Source organism: Nonomuraea sp. NPDC049504 (genome assembly GCF_040676845.1).
Lineage (GTDB): Bacteria > Actinomycetota > Actinomycetes > Streptosporangiales > Streptosporangiaceae > Nonomuraea > Nonomuraea salmonea.
Genome location: NZ_JBFAPT010000035.1, coordinates 66,488 through 88,362, shown reverse-complemented (window position 1 = coordinate 88,362; position 21,875 = coordinate 66,488). Strand labels below are relative to the sequence as shown.

13 protein-coding genes are annotated in these 21,875 nt (G+C 69.8%); 8 read left to right on the top strand and 5 right to left on the bottom strand.

The window, feature by feature from the left end; translation table 11 throughout:
- Nucleotides 1-95 precede the first annotated feature (95 nt).
- The 3 genes from AB0K28_RS44335 to AB0K28_RS44325 all read left to right on the top strand — a co-directional run bounded on the left by AB0K28_RS44335 (nt 96) and on the right by AB0K28_RS44325 (nt 7,470).
- Entirely contained in the window at nt 96-6,032 is a 5,937-nt protein-coding gene (locus AB0K28_RS44335; protein ID WP_364382616.1) for a type I polyketide synthase, read from the top strand.
- 6 nt (nt 6,033-6,038) lie between these two features.
- Entirely contained in the window at nt 6,039-6,479 is a 441-nt protein-coding gene (locus tag AB0K28_RS44330) for an acyl-CoA thioesterase (protein WP_345408255.1), read from the top strand.
- Nucleotides 6,480-6,759: 280 nt separating this feature from the next.
- The gene (locus AB0K28_RS44325) at nt 6,760-7,470 is read left to right on the top strand and encodes an alpha/beta hydrolase family protein (RefSeq protein WP_364382612.1); all 711 of its coding nucleotides are present in this window, start codon (nt 6,760-6,762) and stop codon (nt 7,468-7,470) included.
- Between the two features lie 17 nt (nt 7,471-7,487).
- On the opposite strand, the gene AB0K28_RS44320 is transcribed toward AB0K28_RS44325, so the two are convergent.
- The 4 genes from AB0K28_RS44320 to AB0K28_RS44305 all read right to left on the bottom strand — a co-directional run bounded on the left by AB0K28_RS44320 (nt 7,488) and on the right by AB0K28_RS44305 (nt 13,740).
- Nucleotides 7,488-8,801: a cation:proton antiporter gene (locus AB0K28_RS44320; RefSeq protein ID WP_364382609.1), complete on the bottom strand. Its 1,314-nt coding sequence runs from the start codon at nt 8,799-8,801 to the stop codon at nt 7,488-7,490.
- A 33-nt stretch (nt 8,802-8,834) separates the two neighbouring features.
- On the bottom strand, nt 8,835-9,890 hold the full coding sequence (locus AB0K28_RS44315; protein ID WP_364382606.1) for an enediyne biosynthesis protein: 1,056 nt from the start codon (nt 9,888-9,890) through the stop codon (nt 8,835-8,837).
- Nucleotides 9,887-11,869, bottom strand: a complete 1,983-nt coding sequence (locus tag AB0K28_RS44310) for an ASPIC/UnbV domain-containing protein (RefSeq protein ID WP_364382603.1) — start codon at nt 11,867-11,869, stop codon at nt 9,887-9,889. The genes AB0K28_RS44315 and AB0K28_RS44310 overlap by 4 nt, the downstream gene beginning before the upstream one ends.
- Before the next feature lie 86 nt (nt 11,870-11,955).
- Entirely contained in the window at nt 11,956-13,740 is a 1,785-nt protein-coding gene (locus AB0K28_RS44305; protein WP_364382600.1) for a tryptophan 7-halogenase, read from the bottom strand.
- A gap of 647 nt (nt 13,741-14,387) precedes the next feature.
- Here AB0K28_RS44305 and AB0K28_RS44300 point away from each other — a divergent pair.
- Genes AB0K28_RS44300 through AB0K28_RS44290 form a run of 3 tightly spaced genes read left to right on the top strand, consistent with a single transcriptional unit; the run spans nt 14,388 to nt 17,598 of the window.
- Nucleotides 14,388-15,302, top strand: a complete 915-nt coding sequence (locus AB0K28_RS44300) for a helix-turn-helix transcriptional regulator (protein WP_364382597.1) — start codon at nt 14,388-14,390, stop codon at nt 15,300-15,302.
- A complete protein-coding gene (locus AB0K28_RS44295) occupies nt 15,263-16,243 on the top strand; it encodes a DUF1702 family protein (protein ID WP_364382594.1) in 981 nt (326 codons plus the stop codon). The genes AB0K28_RS44300 and AB0K28_RS44295 overlap by 40 nt, the downstream gene beginning before the upstream one ends.
- Nucleotides 16,240-17,598, top strand: coding sequence for a cytochrome P450 (locus AB0K28_RS44290; protein ID WP_364382591.1), 1,359 nt, complete (start codon nt 16,240-16,242; stop codon nt 17,596-17,598). The genes AB0K28_RS44295 and AB0K28_RS44290 overlap by 4 nt, the downstream gene beginning before the upstream one ends.
- A gap of 64 nt (nt 17,599-17,662) precedes the next feature.
- Here the strand turns inward: AB0K28_RS44290 and AB0K28_RS44285 are convergent, their stop codons facing one another.
- The gene (locus AB0K28_RS44285) at nt 17,663-19,207 is read right to left on the bottom strand and encodes a GMC family oxidoreductase N-terminal domain-containing protein (protein ID WP_345408277.1); all 1,545 of its coding nucleotides are present in this window, start codon (nt 19,205-19,207) and stop codon (nt 17,663-17,665) included.
- Between the two features lie 246 nt (nt 19,208-19,453).
- Here AB0K28_RS44285 and AB0K28_RS44280 point away from each other — a divergent pair, with 246 nt between their 5' ends.
- Both AB0K28_RS44280 and AB0K28_RS44275 read left to right on the top strand, forming a co-directional pair.
- Complete coding sequence (locus AB0K28_RS44280) at nt 19,454-20,293, top strand: SAM-dependent methyltransferase (protein WP_364382587.1); 840 nt, start codon at nt 19,454-19,456, stop codon at nt 20,291-20,293.
- Between the two features lie 9 nt (nt 20,294-20,302).
- On the top strand, nt 20,303-21,856 hold the full coding sequence (locus AB0K28_RS44275) for a GMC family oxidoreductase N-terminal domain-containing protein (RefSeq protein ID WP_364382584.1): 1,554 nt from the start codon (nt 20,303-20,305) through the stop codon (nt 21,854-21,856).
- Nucleotides 21,857-21,875: the final 19 nt, after the last annotated feature.

Genomic DNA, 21,875 nt, shown 5'->3' with positions numbered 1-21,875 from the left:
CTAATTCATTAAATGACGCCATTATCAAACGATGTTATTCGAATTAAATTGGCGCCAGGGCACTCTGGAATAAATCTCGCCGGTCGCGACGCGGCATGCTTGCGCTCAGTGCAACAGCGAAGGGGGCGAGCCAGGACATGCAGAAGATCGCCATTGTCGGAATGGCATGTGTCTATCCTGACGCCGATTCACCGGACGAACTGTGGAAGAACGCCGTCGCCGCCCGCCGGGCCTTCAGGCGGCTGCCTGACGAGCGCATGCGGCTGACCGACTACTGGCGGGCCGACCCGTCCGCCCCGGACAGCTTCTACTCCAGGAACGCCGCGGTCATCGAAGGCTACGACTTCGATCGGGTGGCGCACCGGATCGCAGGAAGCACGTTCCGATCGACCGATCTCACGCATTGGCTCGCGCTGGACGTCGCGGGCCGGGCGCTGGCCGACGCCGGTTTTCCCGGCGCCGAAGGGCTGCCGAGACAGAGCACCGGCGTCATCGTCGGAAACACCCTCACGGGCGAATTCGCCCGCGCCAACCTGATGCGGCTGCGCTGGCCGTACGTACGGCGCACGGTCGGCGCGGCGCTGCGCGAACTCGGCTGGGAGGACGACCCTCTGGGCGAATTCCTGGACGGTCTCGAACGCTCCTACAAGAGCCCGTTCCCCGCGCCGGACGAAGACACCCTCGCCGGGGCCCTGTCGAACACGATCGCCGGCCGGATCTGCAACTACTTCGATCTCAACGGCGGCGGCTACGCGGTGGACGGAGCCTGCTCCTCCTCGCTGCTGTCGGTGACGACCGCGTGCAAGGCGCTGCTGGACGGGGACCTCGACATGGCGATCGCGGGCGGGGTCGATCTGTCGATCGACCCGTTCGAGGTCGTGGGCTTCGCCAAGACCGGGGCGCTGGCCAGGACCGAGATGCGCGTGTACGACCGCGGCTCCAACGGCTTCTGGCCGGGCGAGGGCTGCGGAATGGTCGTCTTGATGCGGGAAGAGGACGCCGCCGAGATGGGCCGCCGCGTCTATGCCACCATCGCCGGCTGGGGCATCTCCTCCGACGGCAGCGGCGGCATCACGCGTCCAGAGATCGACGGCCACCGGCTGGCGCTGCGGCGCGCCTACGAGCGGGCCGGTTTCGGCATCGACACGGTGGCGTTGTTCGAAGGCCACGGCACGGGGACGGCGGTCGGAGACGCGGCGGAGCTGACGGCCTTGTCCGAGACCCGGGCGGAGGCCATCGCGGCGGCCGGTGCCGGCACCCCCGGGGCGCCGGCGGCGCTCGGCTCCGTCAAAGCCATGATCGGCCACACCAAGGCGGCCGCCGGAGTGGCCGGCCTGATCAAGGCGGTGCTGGCGGTGCACCATCGCGTCCTGCCGCCGACCGTCGGTTGCGCGGATCCGCATCCGCTGCTCGCGCGGGACCCCGCGATGCTGCGGGTGCTGCGCAAGGCCGAGCCGTGGCCGCAAGAGGCCGCGCTGCGGGCCGGCGTCACGTCCATGGGATTCGGCGGCATCAACAGTCACGTGGTGGTGGAGGGCGTCGGATCGCTGCGGGCGGCGTCGTTCAACCGGCGCACGCGTGAGCTGGCCACATCCGTCCAGGACGCCGAGCTGCTGCTGGTCGACGGGGGCTCGCCCGGCGAGCTGCGCGAGCGGCTCGCGGAACTGGCCGGCTGGGTTCCCGCGCTGTCGTACGCGCAGCTCGGCGACCTCGCCGCCACGCTGCAGCGCCGGCTGCGCGACCTGCCCTACCGCGCCGCGGCGGTCGTGGAGTCTCCGGAGAACGCGGAACGGCGGCTGCGGCGGCTGCTGGACGTCCTGGACGCCGGCGAGACGACCCTGTTCGACGCCGACGGCGGCTGCTTTCTCGGCCACGCCGGCGGCGAGGGCCGGATCGGCTACCTGTTCCCCGGGCAGGGCTCGGGCCGGGGGCTGAGCGGCGGCGCGCTGCGCCGGCGCTTCGCCGAGGTCGAAGAGGTGTACGAGCGGGCCGCGCTGCCGCGGACAGGCGACACGGTGGCGACCGCCGTCGCTCAGCCGCGGATCGTCACCGGCTCCCTGGCCGGGCTGCGCGCCCTGTCACTGCTCGGAGTGGAGGCGAGCGTCGGCGTCGGACACAGCCTCGGCGAGATCTCCGCGCTGCACTGGGCCGGCGCACTCGACGACTCCGCGCTGCTGAGCATCGCCGGCCTCCGCGGGCGGGTCATGGCCGAGCACAGCGAATCCGGCACCATGGCCGGTCTCACCGCCTCCCCGGAGGCGGCCGCCGCGCTCATCGCCGGCCTGCCGGTCGTCATCGGTGCTTACAACGGGCCGGAACAGACCGTCGTCGCAGGCACGGCCGAGGCGATCGCGACGGTCGGCGCCAGGGCCGAGCGCGCAGGCGTGTCGTGGACGCGGCTGGCCGTCTCCCATGCCTTCCATTCGCCGCTGGTGGCGCCGGCCGCGGCCGTCTTCGCCGACAGGCTGCGCAGCATGGAGTTCGGCCGGATCCAGTCGCCGATCTGCTCCACCATCACCGGCGAGACTCTTGCCGAGGACGCCGACATCCCGGCCCTGCTGCACCGTCAGATCACCGACCCGGTGCTGTTCACCCAGGCGGTGGAGCTGGCCGCCAAGAACATCGACCTGTTCGTCGAGGTCGGTCCAGGACGGGTGCTCAGCCGGTTGACGGCCGAGACGACCGACGTCCCCGCTGTTGCTCTGGACACCGACAGTGAGTCGATCGGCGGGCTGCTGCGGGTGGTCGGTGCGGCGTTCGCCGTCGGCGCGTCCGTCGATCACGAAGCGCTGTTCCACGGCCGCCTGATCCGGCCGCTGGAGATCGGTGCGCAGTTCCGCTTCTTCGCCAGCCCTTGCGAGCAGGCCCCGGAGGTCGGCCTCGAGGGGCATGCCAGTGTTCCGGCGCCCGCTGCCGATACCACCTCCGACGAGGCGGACGGCGGGGCGGACGGCGGGGCGGACGGCGGGGCGCAGGCCGGCGGCCAGAGCGATGGCGACCCCTTGGAAGTGCTTCGCCGGCTGGTGGCCGAACGCGTCGAGCTGCCGGTCGAGCTGGTCTCCGACGACAGCCGCCTGCTCGACGATCTGCACCTGAGCTCGATCACCGTGGGACAGGTGATGGACGCGGCCGCCAAGACCCGCGGCGTCAGCATCCTGCAGCCACCGACCAACTTCGCCACGGCGACGCTGCGGGAACTGGCCGAGACCCTCGACGGCCTGGCCGCCTCCGGGCAGGGCACCGGGCCCTCCCCCATCGTCGAGGGTGCCGCCGCGTGGGCGCGGCCGTTCACCGTCGACCTGGTCGAGGCGCCGTTGCCGCACGGCTCCGCCCCGGTGCGGCCACCGCAGGACCTGGCCGGACGTTCGGAGTGGCTGCTGTACGCCGCAGCGGACAACCCGCTCGCCGAACCGCTGCGAGCCGCGTTGCGGGCCGCCGGCGTGGGATCCGGTGTCCTGGTCTGCCTGTCGGAGGACTGCGCCGAGGACGACCTGCGATCGGCTCTCGAGGGTGCCCAGGCCGCCTTGTCGAACGGGAGCGGTGACCGGTTCGTCCTGCTCCAGCACGGGCGGGGAGCGGCCGGGCTGGCCAAGACACTGCGGCTGGAAGCCCCGCAGCTGCGGGTCACCATCGTGCAGGCGCCTGCGATCGCCGAGGCCGTCGCGTGGGCGACGGCGGAGGTGGCGGCCACCGGCGACTACGCCGAAGCCCATTACGACGCCGACGGTCTGCGCCGCGTTCCGACCCTGCGGGCGATGCCCGTGGCCGCGCCCACCGCCCCCGCCCTGACCGGCGAACCGGCCGTGCGGCTGGACGGCACCGATGTCGTGCTCGTCACCGGCGGAGGCAAGGGCATCACCGCGGAATGCGCGCTGGCGCTGGCCGGCGACAGCGGCGCCCGGCTGGCCATCCTCGGCCGGTCCGATCCCGGCCAGACCCCCGAGCTCGCCGCCAACCTGCGACGGATGCAGGACGCGGGCGTCACCGTCGGCTACTACCGTGCCGACGTCGCCGACGCCGCCGACGTGCGGCAGGCCGTGGCCGCGGCGGCCCGGGACCTCGGGCCGATCACCGCGATCGTGCACGGGGCCGGCCGCAACGAGCCGCACGGCCTGGCGGATCTGGACTTCGACGAGGTACGCGCGACCTTCGCACCGAAGATCGGCGGGTTGCGCGCCGTGCTCGACGCGGTTGAGCCCGAGCGGCTGCGGCTCCTGCTGACCCTTGGCAGCATCATCGGCCGGTCGGGGCTGCGCGGCGAGGCGCACTACGCGATGGCCAACGAGTGGCTCGCAGCCCTCACCCAGGAAACCGCGAGCCGGTACCCCGGCTGCCGGGCCCTGTGCCTGGAATGGTCGGTGTGGTCGGGAGTCGGCATGGGTGAGCGACTGTCCGTCGTGGAGTCCCTGGCCCAGGACGGAATCACCGCCATCACTCCTGAACAGGGCGTGCAGATCATGCGCCGGCTGCTCGACGACCCCACCACCCCTGAGATCGTGGTGGTCAGCGGGCGGACGGGGAACATCGACACCATCCATCGCGACGCGCCGCAGCTTCCGCTGCTGCGCTTCGTGGGCAAGACCCTCGTCCGCTACCACGGAGTCGAGCTCGTCACCGAGATCGATCTGAACGAGGGCACCGACCCCTACCTGACCGATCATCTGCTGGACGGCAATCTGCTGTTCCCCGCGGTGTTCGGCATGGAAGCGATGGCGCAGGCCGCCGCGGCCGTCACCGGCCGCAGGGAAACTCCGGTGATCGAGGACGCGCAGTTCGCGCGGCCCATCATCATCCCGCCCGCGGGCACCACGACGATCCGCGTGGCGGTGGTGGTCACCGGCGACGACACCGTCCTCGCCGCGATCCGCAGCTCCGAGACCGGCTTCGCCGCCGACCACTTCCGCGCCCGGCTTCGCTTCGGGCAGCCCGCCGCTCCTGAGGGCCCGCCGGACCAGACCACGGCACACGTGCCGCCGGTACCGCTCGACCCGGCCACGCAGCTGTACGGTCCCGTGCTGTTCCAGGGCGGCCGGTTCCAGCGGCTGCGCCGGTACCACCGGGCGTCCGCGCTGCATGTCGACGTCGAGGTGGAAGCGCTGGAGCCAGGGTGGTTCGCCGGCTTCCTGCCCGGCGAGCTGCTGCTGGGCGACCCCGGTGTCCGCGACGCCCTCATGCACGGCAACCAGGTGTGCGTCCCCGACGCCACCCTCCTGCCGACCGGGATCGAGCGGGTCCATCCCGGGGGCGATCGGCTGAGCGCCGCCGGGATGCTGCGGTACTGCGCGACCGAGCGCTTCCACGCCGGCGACGACTACGTCTACGACATCGCGGTCCGCGACGAGGCGGGTGAGGTCGTCGAACGGTGGGAGGGCCTGCGGCTGCGGGCGGTGCGCAAGGGCGACGGGCGCGGACCGTGGCCGGCGGCCCCGTTGCTGGGCCCGTTCCTCGAACGAGCCGTGCAGGACGCTACCGGCGGACGCGTCGCCGTGGCGGTGGAGCCCGACGGCGCCGACACCCCGGACGGCGCGGACGACTCGGCCACCGGGACGCGGCGGCGCCGCCTCACCGCGCTGGCCGCGGCGCGTGCCCTCAATGAGGACGTCGACATCCGCTACCGGCCCGACGGCCGTCCGGAGATCGACGGCGACCGGCTGATCTCGGCCTCCCACGGCGCTGGGCTGACGCTCGTCGTCACGGCCGCGACGACCGTGAGCTGCGACGTCGAGATCGCCGCCGAACGGACCGCCGCGCAGTGGGGCGGGCTGCTCGGCCCGTACGAGGCCGTGGCCGGTCTCGTCGCCACTGAGCTGGACGAGAGCGCCGCCGTCGCCGGCACCCGGGTGTGGTCGGCCGTCGAATGCCTGCGCAAGGCGGGCCTCGCACAGGACGCCCCGCTCACCCTCGCCCCCGGGACGCCGGGCGGCTGCGCGGTGTTCGTGTCCGGCGACCTGCTCATCGCCACCTTCGCCACGTTCCTGACCGGACACGACGAGCCGATCGTGTTCGCGATCCTCACGGAAGGACGAGCCTAGATCGCCATGACGGACTATTTCGAGTACCAGCACACCGTCGGCTTCGAGGAGACCAACCTCGTCGGCAACGTCTACTACGTGAACTACCTGCGCTGGCAAGGCCGGTGCCGGGAACTGTTCCTCAAGACCCACGCACCGGACGTCCTCTCCGATCTGCAGGACGACCTGAAACTGTTCACCCTCAAAGTCGACTGCGAGTTCTTCGCCGAGATCACCGCATTCGACGAGCTGTCCATCCGGATGCGGCTGATCGAGCTGGCCCAGACACAGCTGGAGTTCGGCTTCGACTACGTGGTGACGCACTCTGACGGCATCGACAAGCTCGTCGCGCGCGGTCGCCAGCGGGTCGCCTGCATGCGCGGGCCGAACACCCGTACCGTCCCGGCCCGCGTGCCCGAGTCCCTCGTGAAGGCCCTGCAGCCCTACACGGCGGCCGTCCCCGTCTGAGCAGGGCGCGCCGCATCCGCCTGCCGGCTCGCGGATGCGGCGCCCCTCCTGGGCGTCCGGCGCGGCACCCGGGAGAGCGGCAGAGGCGGTGAAGGTTCCTTCCTGGGAACGCGCTCGCGGGGCATGATGGAGGGGTGGCGGGCCGACGATGGCGGCCCTGCCCTGCACCTCCCTGGTGAAGACGACCGAGCCCGACGTTGACCGCGTTCCCCCGTACCTCCCCGTTCCCGTACCCGGGCAGGCGCCCCCGCGCTGCCGTGACGTAAGAGAGGTGCTCACGATGACGGACTTCGTACTGATCCCCGGTGCCTGGTCGGGCGCTTGGGTATGGGATCCGGTGGCCGACGCTTTACGCGAGCGGGGGCACCGAGCGCACAGCGTCACGCTGACCGGGCTCGAACCGGACGCGGAGGAGCCGTCCAGAGTAGGTCTCGACGACCACGTCAAGGACGGGCTGGCGATGCTCTCCGGCCTCGACGACGTCATCCTGGTCGCCCACGACTACGGCGGCATGGTGGCCGGGCTGGTCGCCGACCACGTGCCGGAACAGGTCACCCACAGCATCTACATCGAAGGATTCGTGCCCCGCGACGGCCTGTCCACGCTGGACGGACTGCCCGACAACCAGCTGGCCGCAGAACGGGCGCTCATCGAGGCCGCCGGGGGGCTCTGGCCCGCCCCCGATCACGAGCTCCTGTCCGACGTGCCCGACCTCTCCGACCGGGACGCCCGCCGGCTCGCCGAACGACTCGTCCCCCACCCGGGCCGCACGCTCATCGAGCCGGTCACCGTGAAGCACCCGATCGGCCCGGCGACCTACGTCGTCTGTGACCTCGACCACACCCATGGACTCCTGTGCCCCGCCATCCAGGCGCTGCGATCCGAGCCCGGCTGGACCTTCCGCACCCTGGACGCCGGATACTGGCCCATGGTGTCGGTTCCCGGGCAGCTGGCGGCCCTGCTCGACGAGATAGCGTTCGAGATCGCCTGAGCGTGATCTCACGGCGCTCACTCCGCCGGACCGGGCGAAGCGGCCTCGCTGAGACGGCTCCCCGGCGCGGTGCGGCCGGCGGTGGCCCGTCCGCCGGCTCTGGCGTGGGGCCGGTAGGACAGGAAAGGCCCCGCCATCGCCGTGGTGACCAGAGCCATGACGATCATCATCGTGAACATGCGGGTGTCCAGGATGCCGAGGCTGAGTCCCGCGTTCAGGATGATCACCTCGGTGAGGCCGCGCGTGTTCATGAGCAGGCCGACGGTCGTCGAGTCCGTCCACGTCATCCCGGCCGCCCGTGCCGCCGGGATGACGCCGGCGAGTTTGCCCAGGCAGGCCACGGCGATGATGGCCAGGAGCTCCACGATGCCGCTGCCGCCGAGCTCGCTGAGGTCGACGGACAGCCCGGTGGTGATGAAGAAGATCGGCATCAGCAGTCCGGTGACGTGCTCCAAGGGGATCCGCACGTGTGAGGCGAGGATCTCGACGGAGTCGCGAGGCATGATCAGGCCGAAGGAGAACGCACCGAAGATGGCGTGGATCCCGATCCGGTCGGTCGTGTAGGCGGCCAGGAAGACGCCGGCGGCGATGATCGTGAGCAGTTGAGGTGAGACGCCGCCGTTGCGGCTCATGCGGCGGATCAGGACCCTGAGGAGCGGCCGTACGGCGGCCCAGAGCACGAGGGCGTACAGAGCGGAGTAGCCGAGGACTTCGAGCAGGCGCCCAGGATGGGCGGAGGTCGCCACGACCGAGACGAGCGCGAGCATGCACCAGCTCAGCACGTCCCCGGCCGCGGCGGCGGACAGCGAGATGACGCCGACGGGCGTCAGCTGTAGCCGGTGCTCCACGATGATGCGCGCCAGCACCGGGAAGGCCGTGATGGCCATCGCGGTGCCGACGAACATGACGAACGCCACCTGGTCGACCCGGTGCCCGTCGATCATGGCGTGGTTGCCGTAGAGCCAGGTGGCCAGCACGGCGCCGGCCCCGAAGGGAAAGGCGATGGACGCGAGCGAGACGCCCAGCACGGCGCGGCCGCGAGTGCGGGCGTGGCCGAGGTCCATCTCCCAGCCCACCAGGAACATGAAGAGCAGGACACCGACCTGGGCGATGGCCGACAGCAGGGGGCGGACCCCGGCCGGGAACAGGTGTGTCGTCAGCTCGCCCGGCAGCAGGCCGAGCAGGCTCGGGCCGAGCGCGATGCCCGCGACGATCTCGGCTATGACCCGGGGCTGGCGCAGGCGGCGGATCAGCGGTGCGAGGGCCGCTCCCACCGCCAGCACCACCGCCACGTCGGCGACGGCCAGCACCGAGCTGGAACTCTGCGACATGATCTCCTCGGGTGCTCGTCCGTCGGTCGCCGATCACGGTTCCGCGGACACCTGCGGTGCTCGCTCCGGGCCGCGCAACCCCGGGTTCGCCGTCCCCGAGGTCAGGACCGGGTCCCTTCCTGCGACCGGGGTGGCGTCGATCGTGAGCCGGGACCGGCCGCGGTTGCGGAAGTGATGAACCCACCAGCCCAGGCCACGCACCCCGCAGACGATCACGAGCGCGAAGAACAGGGTGTAGGTGATGTTGAACTGCATGAGGATTCCGTAGACGACCGCGACTGAGCCGCCGAACATGAACTGGGCGCGCGCCTTGAACGGCGTCGTGCCCGGGTCGGTGATCATGTAGTTGGTGAACAGGACGAACGCGACTCCGGTCATCGTGCCGAGTGCGGAGAAGAGCGCGACGTCCCAGACCCAGTGCCGGACGAAGGCCTGGATGGCGAAGCCGCCCATCCAGCCGAGGATGAGGGGCACCTTGCGGGTGAGCATGGCGTTGAGCACGGTCCCGGCGGTGATGATGATCAACGGGATCATCAGCCTGAAAAAGGTGTTCACCTCTTCGGTGAACTCGTACGGCGGGGCGATGCTGACCCAGGAGCTGAAGGCGACCAGGACGACGGTGATGCCGAAGTTCGACGGGTTCATGAAGTGCCGCATCCGCCCGGCGATGGGCGCCTGGAACACATGCTTGCCGGCCACACCGACGAACACGCCCAAGATGATGGGCAGGATCTGGTTGTTGGCGTAGAGCAGCATGTTGACGGCCAGCGCCGTGATGTGCGCCGGGAGCAGGAACTCGTAGACGCCGCGCGGTCCCGATCCCAGGAAGCGCGGCCGGCGCCGCTGCGCCCACGCGCTGACCATTTCGAGACCGATCTCGGTCGTGTATCCCGTGAGCACGGCGATGAACGGCCATAGCCAGGGCTGTTCGAAACCGAGGAGGGTGTAGCCGAAGACGTTCAGGACACTGATCGACAAGGCGAAGTTGCGCAGCGCGAGGTACCGGGGATCGGGCTTCGGCTTGGCGGGGGCGGCCGGTTCGCTCGCCGGGGCGCTGTCGCCGGTGGGGTGGTTCAGGACGGCGGTCATCGGCTGGAGACCTCCTCGGCGGAGTCGGTGAGCATGAGGCTGTGAACGCCGGGCGTGAGCCAGAGCGTCTGCTGGCGCATGGCGCCGTTGATGTCACGCCACCGCACCAGAGCGGAGACCGGACCGGTGTGGGAGCCGAGCCCGAAGCGGACGTCGAAGCTGCGGAATCCGACATGGCCGCCACCGCCGTCGAGCTGCGAGATCTGGGTGCCCTGCGGCGTGGTGATCTTCACCGTCGCGCCGTAGGCGGGAGCGCCGATCCCCTTCAGCCCGTCGCCGGTCTCCCCCGTCCCGGTGGAGGGACGGTAGAGCTTGAGTGTGAGGGCGTTGCCGCGGTTCGGCGACTGGTTGGCGTAGAACGCCGGCGGTCCCCATTGCCGGCCCACGGCGAAGTCGAGGGTGCCGGTGCCGGTCGTGTCACCGGTGGCGACCGCGCGCGTCGGGATCGGCACGGCCAGGCCCAGCTCGGCGCTGATGTCCACGTACTGGCCTTCGGCGTTCCTGGCGTAGAAGGCGATGGCCTCGTGACCCGAGATGTCGTCGCCGGGCTCGAAGTTGGGCCACATCGCCGGGCTGCGCAGGAGCTCGTCGTTCATGGTGGCGGCCTCCTGCAGCCAGTTCCACCGGTTGGCGGTGCCCTGGACGAAGCCGGTGGTCTGGACGACTTCCCTGTCACCGCTGTTGAGGAAGTCGTCGGCCTTGACGTCCCAGCACCAGCCGGTCCAGGCCAGCCCGTACTGCTGGGCCTCCTGGGTGAACGGGGCGACACCGTCGCTGAGTTGCCGCTTCATGTCGGCCTCGTCCTTGGCCTGGTTGACGAAGACGAAGTTGCTCTCCTGCAGGCCCCACGGAACGTTGATGTTGCTGACCAGGAAGTCGAATTTGCCGGTGCGGTTCAGGTCGGTGAAGTCGACGCCCATTCCCTTGAAGGAGCCGTTCCCGATCACGAACGACTTCGGGGTCGTCGGGGAGCGCATCCCCTTGGCCTCCTTGAACCTGATGCGGCCCGGCGTCGAGTCGTTGTACAGCAGGAAGCCGTGCCCGAAGTCGTTGGCGAGGTAGATCTCGGCCAGGCCGTCACCGGTGAGGTCGGCCCCGGAGATCGCGAGCGTCCAGCCGGTGGAGTTCTCGAACGGGATCGCGTTCTTCTCCTCGACGTAGTTCGCCTGCGGATCGGTGCCCGAAGTGGCGCCGACCCAGCGCAGCACATGGGCGCCACCGGCGTTGTTGCCCCAGGACATGCTGTTGGGCATCGCCACGTTGTTGATGCCGTCGGGGTCCAGCACGTCGGAGTCGGGCCAGTAGTTCCCGATGATGATCGACGGGTGCCCGCTGCCGTCGAGGTCGCCGACGTGCACGGCATCGGTGTTCCAGCGCGCGCCGTGGTATCTGCCGTCGAGCGATTGCGAGGGTACGAGTTCCCGCGGCACGTACGCGCTCGGTTCCGGCTTCGTGGCATCCGACTTGGGCAGGAACAGGATCGGGGTGCGTCCCCAGTACATGACGAGGAAGCCGATGCGGCCGTCGCCGATGAAGTCGCCGGGGGCGCAGCCGGTCGGCGCCATCGTGTCGTCGTAGGGCAGCGGTCCCGGTTCCAGGGTGAACGGCGTGAACTGATCTTCCGCCGGCGCAGTGGGCGTGTGGGTGACGATCACCTTGTTGGTCCGGGTGTCGACGATGCACATGCCGTTCGGGCGGCCGTTGCCGGTGACGTCGTTGATGGCGACGCTGGCCCCGACTGCGGAGACCCAGGAGCGGATCTTGTAATAGGCCGGGTTGACCGGACGCATCGTGCTTTTGGGCAGCGTGTCGTAGCCGGGCGGCAGCGCGATCGGCAATTCCTGGAACTTATACTTCGTGGCCGTGTCTGCGGCGCCGGAAACCGCGACGGCGGCGCCGGCGGCCAACCACAGCGACGTACCGACCACGATGGCCAGCGCTCCCGGTACCAGCCGGCGGAGACGCTCACGTAGCCTCACTGCGATCTCCCTTCCAAGTGAACGTTCATGACGAGGTGGGCGTCCTCCGCATCGCGATGGATGGCGGTCGCACCGATGCGTACCGGTCAGGCCATGCTTCGGGGGGTGTCGGCGGCGTCGATCCCGGTCAGCTCGTCGTCGAAGGCGGCGGCCGCCTGGACCGGCGTCAGGAGGTGGCGGTGCGCCGACAGCGCCGGTGCCATGTGGCGCCCGTCGCGGTTACCGGCGAAGAAGACGTCACGCAGGGCGGACAGCGTACGCCGTCCCGACTGACGGGCCTCCCCCAGCACGAAGCCCGCGCCATCGCGTGCGTAGGCCAGCAGCGGGAAGTCGCAGTTCTCCCGGTAGATCGGATCGCCGTGACGCCGGTACCACATGACGTGGCGGGCACCTGGCAGCAGCGTGAAGGTGGCCGTCCCTGTCTTGCGGGGATCGCCGAAGCCCATGTAAGGCGGCAGGAACTCGGCCCTCCGGAACCGGGCGAAGATGCGCTGGCTCGCTTCGGCGTGGCTGATCTCGCCGGCGATCGCCGCGTCCAGGTCGGCGCGGGAGGCCTGGACGACATCGACCACGCCCGGCAGATGGCTTCCCAGCACGCCCATGCGGCTCGGTTCGGTCGTTTTGTGCAGGTAGGCGGGGTCCTTGGTCTTGCGGTAGCGCATCCACAGCGACAGCGGGCCGAACGTGCCGAGCAGGCTGCCCATCACCCAATTGCGGTTCCAGGCGTTCCACGTGTCGTAGCTGGCGAACGAGTCGAACGAGCCGGACACGATCGCGTCGTAGTGGTCGAATCCGCGGTTGACCACCTCTTCCACGAAGCGGAACCGCTCGAGGTCGTAGTCGTCGTCGGCGACGGCCTTCAGCAGGGCTTCGGCGATCAGATCCACCGCGACGATGAGCACCGACATGCCGCTGGAGTACAGGGGGTCGATGAAGGCGGCCGCGTGCGGAAGCTGGATCAGGCGGGGTGCGATCAGGTGCGGCGAGGAGTACTGGATGCGGCCGGACCTGATCCATGGGCGTACCGCGTCCGCTTCGGCGAAGTGGCGGGCGATCGTCGGGTAGGCGGAGATGATCCGGCGGAACTCCTGCTCCGGCTCTCCCTGGGGGTTCGGGTGCTTGCGCCGGTCCAGCATCAGGCCCACGCTGGTCAGCGGATTGGTGGCGTCGCGGTGGTTGCTGAACGGGATGACCCACATCCAGCCGCCGTCGAAGATGTGGTGCATGGTGGACTGGCCCAGCGGCGTCATGAGGCGGCGCCGGTCTCCGGCGTCCAGCAGCAGATCGGCGCTCTTGACCCCCGTCATGTGGGTGTAGATGGCGCGCGTGTCGGTCCGGAAACGCGGCACCTCATCGCGCATGCCGAGCTGGTCGGAGACCATGGACCGCATTCCTGAGGCGTCGATCAGGAGTTTGGCGCGGTACGTACGGCCGGAGTCGGCGAGCAGTTCGACCTCGTCACCGAACTTGATCTCCGAGATGCGCGTCTGGGAGTGGAACGTCGCCCCGTACTTGACCGCCATCGCCGCGAGGTAGGCGTCGGTGTCCTGGCGGAACAGGTGCGAGTCGGGGCCGACGGGCGGGGCGAGCGTGCCGAACTGGTTGATCTCCTCGGGGCGGTTCTCCTCGCCGGCGCGGTGATACATGAAGCCGAACGAGCGCTTGACGCCGCAGTTGCTGCTGACGTGATCGCGCAGCTTGTGGAATGTGCCGATCCAGCCGATCTCCGGAACGCCGTACTTGTCGGCGACGATGCGCAGCCGCAGGCCGGTCTCCGGTATCAGCGACTCGCCGATGGTGAATCTCGGATGGCTCGCCCCCTCGAGCAGGAGAGTCGAGACGCCTTGTTTGGCAAGGATGCACGCGAGCATCGAGCCACCGATTCCCGACCCCAGGATTGCCACATCAAATCGGTTGGTCAGCATCGTTCCCCATAATTAGGACGGCTTGTGATTGGGTTTTCCGGAGAGCACCTGCGCTCACCCTGGCCAGCATGGCACCGAGGTCCGGGCTCGTCTTCTCCCGCCTTGCCGTAGCGAGAACCTAGCAACGGCGCCGGCGCATCACGAAAAGCAGACACGGCGCAATCCAGGAGCCGCCGCTAAAACTCACGGCGAATACCTGGAAGTGGCGAGCAAGCGACCTGGAGTTCCCGCAACAGGGGCCCCGTGGCGAGCCGGAACCCCCGGACAGCCTAGGCATCTCGGCCGCACACGGCTTCTTCCAAATTGCGCCCGTAATTTCGGAGATCGGCAGGCAGGGCACCATAAGAGGCGTCGGCAGGCCGCCGGCGGATCCATGCAAGCAAGTTCAAAGAAGTGCATCGGCGACCCGCGTGCGCATAATGGACGGGTCCACTCCCACAGCTACCTTGCAGTCACCGAGAGTGTTTTCTCGAGAGATCGAACGACCGGATCAATAACTGTTGAGGTGTCGTACAAGCGATCACACTGATGTTTCCAGGGGACGGGGTTCTGTGAAAGAGATCTGTCGAGAGGCCGTCGAGCGTTCCATAACTATGATGTGGCAGCACTACGGTGAACCGTTGTCCCTGGACGACATCGCCGACAGCGCCCAATTGAGCAAGTTCTACTTTTCCCGGGTCTTCCGCTCCGTCACCGGCACGTCACCAAGGCGTTTCCTGAGCGCGATCCGCTTGTACAGCGCGAAGAGCCTGCTGCTGGAGACACCGATGAGCGTCACCGATATCGCCTACATGGTCGGGTACAACAGCCTCGGGACGTTCACCACCCGGTTCCGCCAGAGCGTCGGTGTGACGCCGGCCCAGTTCCGGACGTTGTTCCGCAGCGGCACGCTGTCGTTCCTGCCGCCCAGGATGGACGCGGGACAGGCATCCGGCGAGGTGCACGGCAAGATGGTCCTGCCGCACAGCAGCACGCCGCTCCGCGTCTACGTGGGAGTGTTCAGCAGCCCTCTCGTCGAGGGCATGCCGATCTCCTGCGACATCCTCGACAGCCCCGCCGACAGCTGCCGCGTGCGCGAGTACCGGCTCGGCTCGGTGCCCGCCGGCCAGTGGCACGTCCGGTCCGTCGCCGTCGCGATGCGCGGCGACGACATCGATCCGCGGCCGTGGGCCAGGCCCGGCTTCGTGGGTGATCCGAAGCCGTTCACCATGCGGGCCGGTCAAAGCATCGAGCTCGACATCCCGATGCGCGGCGTCGATCTCACCGACCTGCCGATCTTGCTGGCGCTCCCGGAGCTCGACCAGCGGGGTCTTCCCGAGCCCGAGCCGACCGTGCACCACCTCGGGTTCACCCCGGGCCGGCTGCAGCGTCACAGCGGTAAGCAGGGCGCGGGTCCGCTGAACTCCCGGGCCGTGAGATCCCGCCCGGGCTTGCCGCCTTCAGGTGATCCGCTGAAAGGAGCGGGAAATTGGCCAGTGCGTGGCGCGCGCTCAGACGCCGCATCCTGACGCCGAACAAGAAGGAAGCGCAGCTTTCCGTCCGCGGGTTCCACGCGAAGGACGCCGCCGCACGGACGATGCTGGAGACGACGGGCGAGATGTTCCTCACCGGTTACGCCTATGCCGCTGAGGCACGCCATCCGGCGCAGGCCGAGGCCCGTCTGGAGCTGATACCGCCGCAGTATCGCGGTTTCGCCTACGAGGGTGCCGGCATGGGCTTCGCGATCCGCGACGGCCTGCCGTTCGGAGGCGGGCTGGTGCGCCGCTTCCTGCAGGGCAAGGGCAAAGACCACGTGTACATGGTCTATGTGGGAATCGGCTGGGCCCTCGCCCGGCTGCCCCGGTTCCGCTGGGTTAGGGCATCGGCCGCGGCGGCCGATCCCCTGCTGCGCTGGCTCGTGCTGGACGGCTACGGATTCCACCAGGCCTACTTCCACACCTACCGGTACGTGCGCCGGCAGTACCAGGAGCCGGACTTCCCCTGGCCCGCCGGAGGCCCGGCCTGGTACGCCGGCCGGGTCATCGACCAGGGCATCGGGCGGGCCATCTGGTTCGTCGGAGGAGCCGACCCCGACGTTGCCGCCGACCTGATCGACGCCTTCGACGAGAGCCGGCGAGCCGATCTGTACAGTGGCGCCGGCCTGGCGGCCACCTATGCGGGCGCGGCGGACGAGGCAGAGCTGCGCGCCTTCCAGCGGCGGGCCCGCCACTATCTGCCGCACGTCGCGCAGGGCAGCGTGTTCGCCGGCGCCGCCCGTTTCCGGGCCGGTCTGGTCATGCCGCACACCACGATGGCGGCCGGCCTGCTGTGCGGCATCACCCCGGAGCAGGCCTCCGATCTGGCCGATTCGAGCCGCGCTCAGCGTTTCGAGGTCTCGGACGTCCCCAGCTACGAGCTGTGGCGGCGGCGCATCGTCTCCGGTCTCGCCGATCTGGAAACCGCGCCATGACCACGACGAGGCGACCGGCCGCCCGGGGCGGCCGCCGGCTCCCCGGGCCGCCCCGTACCGCCACCCTGGCCGTCCTGGGCAAGATGATGCGCAGCCGGCTCGAAGTCATGGCCTGGGCGGCCTCCCGGTACGGTGACGCGGTCCGGCTGCCGCTCGGCCCCAAAACGCTCTACTTCTTCAACCACCCCGATCACGCCAAGCACGTCCTGGCCGACAACGCGGGCAACTACACCAAGGGGCTGGGCATGGTTCACGCCCGGCGCGCTCTGGGGGACGGGCTGCTCACGAGCGAGGGAGAGCTGTGGCGCAGGCAGCGCAGGACGATCCAGCCGGTCTTCCACAGCAAGCGGATCGCCGGTCAGCTCGGCGCCATCGCCGATGAGGCCGAGCAGCTGACGGCGCGGCTGCGCGCCCGCGGCCGGGTGGACATGCGCGAGGAGATGACCTCCTTCACGCTGGGCGTGCTCGGGCGCACGCTGGTCGACGCCGACCTCGGCGAGTTCGACTCGATCGGCGCCTCGTTCGAGGCGGTCCAGAACCAGGCGATGTTCGACGCCCTCACGCTCGGCACGGTGCCTCTGTGGCTGCCGCTGCCCCTGCAGAGCAGGTTCCGGCGGGCCAGGCGCGACCTGCAGCGGATCGTGGACAAGCTGGCCACGGATCGCGCGGCCATGCCGTCCGGCGCCGACATCGTCTCGCGGCTGATCGAATCCGTCCGTCACGAAAGCGACCAGCGGGCCGGACGCGTCCGCATGCGAGATGAGCTGGTCACCCTGTTGCTCGCCGGCCACGAGACCACGGCCAGCACGCTGACCTGGGCCTTCCACATGCTGGATGAGCATCCGCAGGTATGGGAGCGGGTGCACGACGAGGCCGTCGAGGTGTTCGCCGGCGGACCGCTCACCGTCGAGAGCCTGCACGCCCTCACCTACACCAAGCAGGTCCTGGACGAGACGATTCGCCTGTATCCCCCGGTCTGGCTGCTGCCGCGGATCGCCCGCGCAGCCGACGAGATCTGCGGTTACCCGGTCCCGGCCGGAGCGGACGTGCTGCTCAGCCCTTACCTGCTGCACCGGCACCCCGAGTTCTGGAGCGCGCCGGCCCGTTTCGACCCTGATCGCTTCACCCCTCTGGCCTCAGCGGGCCGGAACCGCTACTCCTACATCCCGTTCGGCGCCGGGCCGCGTTTCTGCGTCGGAAACAACCTCGGCATGATGGAGGCGACCGTCGCGCTCGCGACCATCGCCCGTGACCTGCGGCTGACCAAGAGCCCCGGCTTCCGGGTGACCGGCGAGGCGATGCTGACCCTGCAGATCCGCGGTGGCCTGCCCATGACCGTGCGGCGGGTGCGCTGAGGCCGATCGGCTGAACATCGAACCGGCCGGGCGGAAGATCCGCCCGGCCGGTTCGGCGTGTTCGCTAGGTGCGCAGCCAGTCCGCCGTGCGCTCTCCGATCATGATGGAGGTGAGGTTGGTGTTGGCGCGGACGGTGCCGGGCATCACCGAGGCGTCGCAGACGTAGAGGGACTGTACGCCGTGCACCCCGCACCGCTCGTCGACGACCGTCGACGGGTCGGCGGCCGGGCCCATGCGCGCCGTCCCGACCGGGTGGTAGGCGCTGTCGATGCTGGTCCTGACGTACTGCCGCATCATGTCGTCGTCATCGATCATGGCCTCGCGGAGGATCACGAAGCTCTGCCCCAGCTTGCGGATGCCGGGGTGGTCGGCCAGGCGCCAGCAGGTGCGCACCCCGTCCACGAGGAGGTCGAGTTCGCGGCCGTCGTCGCCGAGGAAGTTCAGGTCGATCTCCGGCGGCGCCAGCGGGTCGGAGGAGGTCAGCCTGAGGCTGCCGCGGGAGCGGGGCCGCTGCGACACCACCATGACACCGAAGATCATGGTGGTGCCCGACAGCATCTGCAGCTCGGGGAAGTGGGTCAGATCGAAATGGTTGACCATGTAGTACTGCAGGTCGTTGGTCTCGTCCGAGCCGGCCGCGGTCGTACGCAGGATCTGCTGCAGGAACGGCACCGACGGGTCGCACGCTCCGGGGTTCGGGGTGAGGAACGCGCCGGTTCGCTGATGATCGACCATGTTGGCGCCGACGCCCACGAGGTCGACGAGGCAGTCGATGCCATGCCGCAGCAGCTCCGCCGCCGGGCCGATGCCGGACCTCATGAGGATCATCGGTGACGCCACGGACCCGGCCGCCAGGATCACCCGGCGTGCGCTGATCGTCTCGTAGCCGCCGCCGGTCCGGCCGGCCACCACGCCGGCCGCGCGGCCGCCCTCGAAGACGACCCTGTCGACGATCGTGTTCGCTCTGATGTCCAGGTTGGGGCGGCCGCGGGCCGGCGCCAGGTAGGCCATCGCGGTCGTGACCCGATTCGCGGCGTCCCGGCGATTCGACGGAATGGGCCCGACGCCGGTGGACTCGGGGTGGTTGTGGTCCTTGGCTTCGGGGAAGCCGGCCTCGAGGCAGGCCTCGACGAATGCCGACTGCGCGGGGAGCAGCTCGTCCGGGCGCCAGCGGCGAATCGGGTACGGGCCGCCCTGCCCGTGATACTCGCCGCCGAAGTCCAGGTCGTCTTCCAGACGCCGGAAGTACGGCAGCACCTCCTGCCAGGACCAGGACGGGTTCCCGGCTCTCGCCCACTGGTCGTAGTCGTCGGGGATGCCGCGCAGCGCGACCGTGGCGCCGACGGCCGACGAGCCGCCGGTCACCTTGCCGCGTGGGAAGCGGATCCGGCGGCCGTCCCGGATGTCGGCTCTGAACTGCCAGTCGTGGTCGCTGAAGGACATCGCGTTGCCGGAGCGGATGTCGACCGGAGTCTCCTGTGGTGTCAGGTAATCCGGGCCGGCCTCGAGGAGAAGCACGCGGCGGGCCCCGTCCTCGCTCAATCGTGCGGCCAGCACGGCGCCGGCCGAACCGGCGCCGACGACGATGTCATCGTACTGGGGCGTCATAGATGATCCTCGCTGATCAGGGCTGCGGATGGCGCGACGCGCAACGGTGGCCACGTCGCTTCTGGACGCGGGGCGTCTGTCCTGTTGAGCGTCGCATCGGCCGGACCGGGCGGACTACTCCCGCGTTGCCCGGCACCGCCGGGCGGGCTGGGCACGCAGAGAGAAGCCCTCGCCCCCGCTGGAGCGGCACGCTGTCTTCGTCAACGCCGCGAGCTCCGGCACCGGGGCGCGTAAGGAGGCTTCAGCATGCGAGAGGGCCAGCCGACGATGAAGGATCCGGGCCACGCTCCGGCCGGCGTGAACCCGATGATCCCCAACACGGCGAGGATCATGGATTATCTGCTCGGCGGGACCGAGCACTACGCACCCGACCGCGCCATCGGCGACAACGCGTTCGTCAACTGGCCGGGCGAGACCGGCGGCATCGAGGGAGTGCGCGTCGACTTGCACGCCGCGCGCGACGCCCTGGGCCGGATCGTCGGACATCTGGCGGGAGAGTGCGGCATACGGCAGTTCCTGGACCTCGCCAGCGGGCTGCCGACCATGGGCAACACCCACCTGGCCGCGCGCGCGGTAGCGCCGGGCTGCCGTGTCGTCTACGTCGACAGCAACCCGTCCGTCGTCGCGCACGGGCAGTACCTGCTGGCCTCCGACCCCGACACAGTGTTCCTGGAGGCCGACTTCAACGACCCCAAGGACATCCTCACCCGAGCCGCCACCACGCTCGACTACTCCCAGCCGGTCGGACTCGTCCTGTTCGGGGTGCTCCACTTCGTCGACGACGCCGACGGCCCCCAGCGGATCCTGGACGACCTGCTCGCCGCGGTGCCCTCCGGCAGTTACCTGGCGCTGTCCCACTTCGCCAAGGACGAGGCGGACACGGCGATGAACGCGATGCTCACCGAAATGGACAAGCAGACCGGTGAGGCAGTGACCCGGCGGACCCGTACCGAGGTCGAGCGGTTCTTCGACGGCATGGAGATCGTGGCGCCCGGCGTGGTGGAGACCGAGCTGTGGCGACCGCCGGCCGGCGCCTCCGGGCCCAAGCCACTGCCCATGTGGTGCGGACTCGCCAGGAAGCGTTGAGGAGCACTCATGTCGCCGTGGAAGGCTTCTGACGTTGACGACATCGTCGTAGGGGCGGGCAGCGCGGGCGCCGTGCTGGCGGCACGGCTGAGCGAGGACCCGAGCCGCCGGGTGCTGCTGATCGAGGCGGGACCACACTATCGGGCGACCGGGACCACCCCGCCCGACCTGCTGGACGCCAACACGATGTCGCTGGTGGATCACAGCTGGGGCTTCACTGCCCGGCTCACCGGGGACCGCCGCGTCATGTTCCCGCTCGCGAAGGTCACCGGCGGTTCCTCGGCCGTGGGCAACACCGTCGCGATCCGGGGCACGCCGCACGACTACGACGAGTGGGCGTCCGCCGGCAACCCGCTGTGGTCCTGGCAGAACGTGCAGCCGTTCTTCCGGTCCCTGGAGGACGACCTGGACTTCGGCGACCGCGCATGCCATGGTCGCGGCGGCCCGGTGCCCATCCGGCGGTGGCGGCCGGAGGAGCTGACCGAACTGCAGCAGGAGTTCCGCGAGGCCTGCCTCGCCGCCGGCCACCCGTGGGCCGAGGACCACAACCACCCCGACTCGACCGGAGTCGGGCCGATCCCGTCGAACCGCCGCGATCCGCTCATCCGCATCTCAACGGCGATGTCGTACCTGTGGCCGGCCGCCGAGCGCGACAACCTCACGATCCTGCCCCGCTCCAGCGTCGACCGGGTCGTGTTCGAGGGGGATCGTGCGGCGGGCGTGGTCGTGGCCATCGACGGCGGCGCTTATGAGACGATCCGCGCGGGGCGCGTGATCCTGGCGGCCGGAGCGATCAGCTCGCCGGCGATCCTGCTGCGGTCGGGCATCGGGCCCGCGGAGGACCTGCGTGCCCTCGGCATCGACGTCCGGCAGGATCTGCCCGGCGTAGGGGCCGGGCTGACCGACCAGCCGCGCATCGGTGTCTTCATGACGCCCAAGCCGGGCTACGAGAACGAGGGCAAGTCGACCGGCCAGATCGTGACCCGCACGACCGCCGACCGCTTCAACGACCAGTACTACGCGGCGGTCAACCGCTTCGACCTCACCCACCACTTCCCCGAACTGCGGCGGGTCGCCGGGGCCACAGCGGTGTTCGGCGTGATGGTGGTGCTGCGCCGGCAGTTCTCGCGCGGCCGGGTCACTCTCGCCTCCGCCGACCCGTACATCGCGCCCGCCGTCGATCTGGGATACCTGTCCGACGAGCGCGACTACGGCCTGCTGGCCGACGGCGTCCGAGGCTGCTGGGAGCTGGCGAGCTCACCGAAGATCCTCGACAAGGGTGAGCAGCTGGTCGCGGTCGACGAGCGCATCATGGACGACGACCAGGCCCTGCGCGACTACATCGAAAAGGGCGTCGACAGCGCCTACAACCCGGTCGGCACCGCGCGCATGGGCCCGGCCGGCGATCCGGACGCGGTGGTCGATCAGCACTGCGCCGTGCACGGAGTGGACGGCCTGCACGTCGTGGACGCCTCCATCATGCCCAGCATGGTCTGCGCGAACACGCACCTGTCCGTCGTCATGATCGGCGAACGCGCGGCGGCGTTGCTGCGCGATCGCTGACCCGGGGAACGCGCTTCGG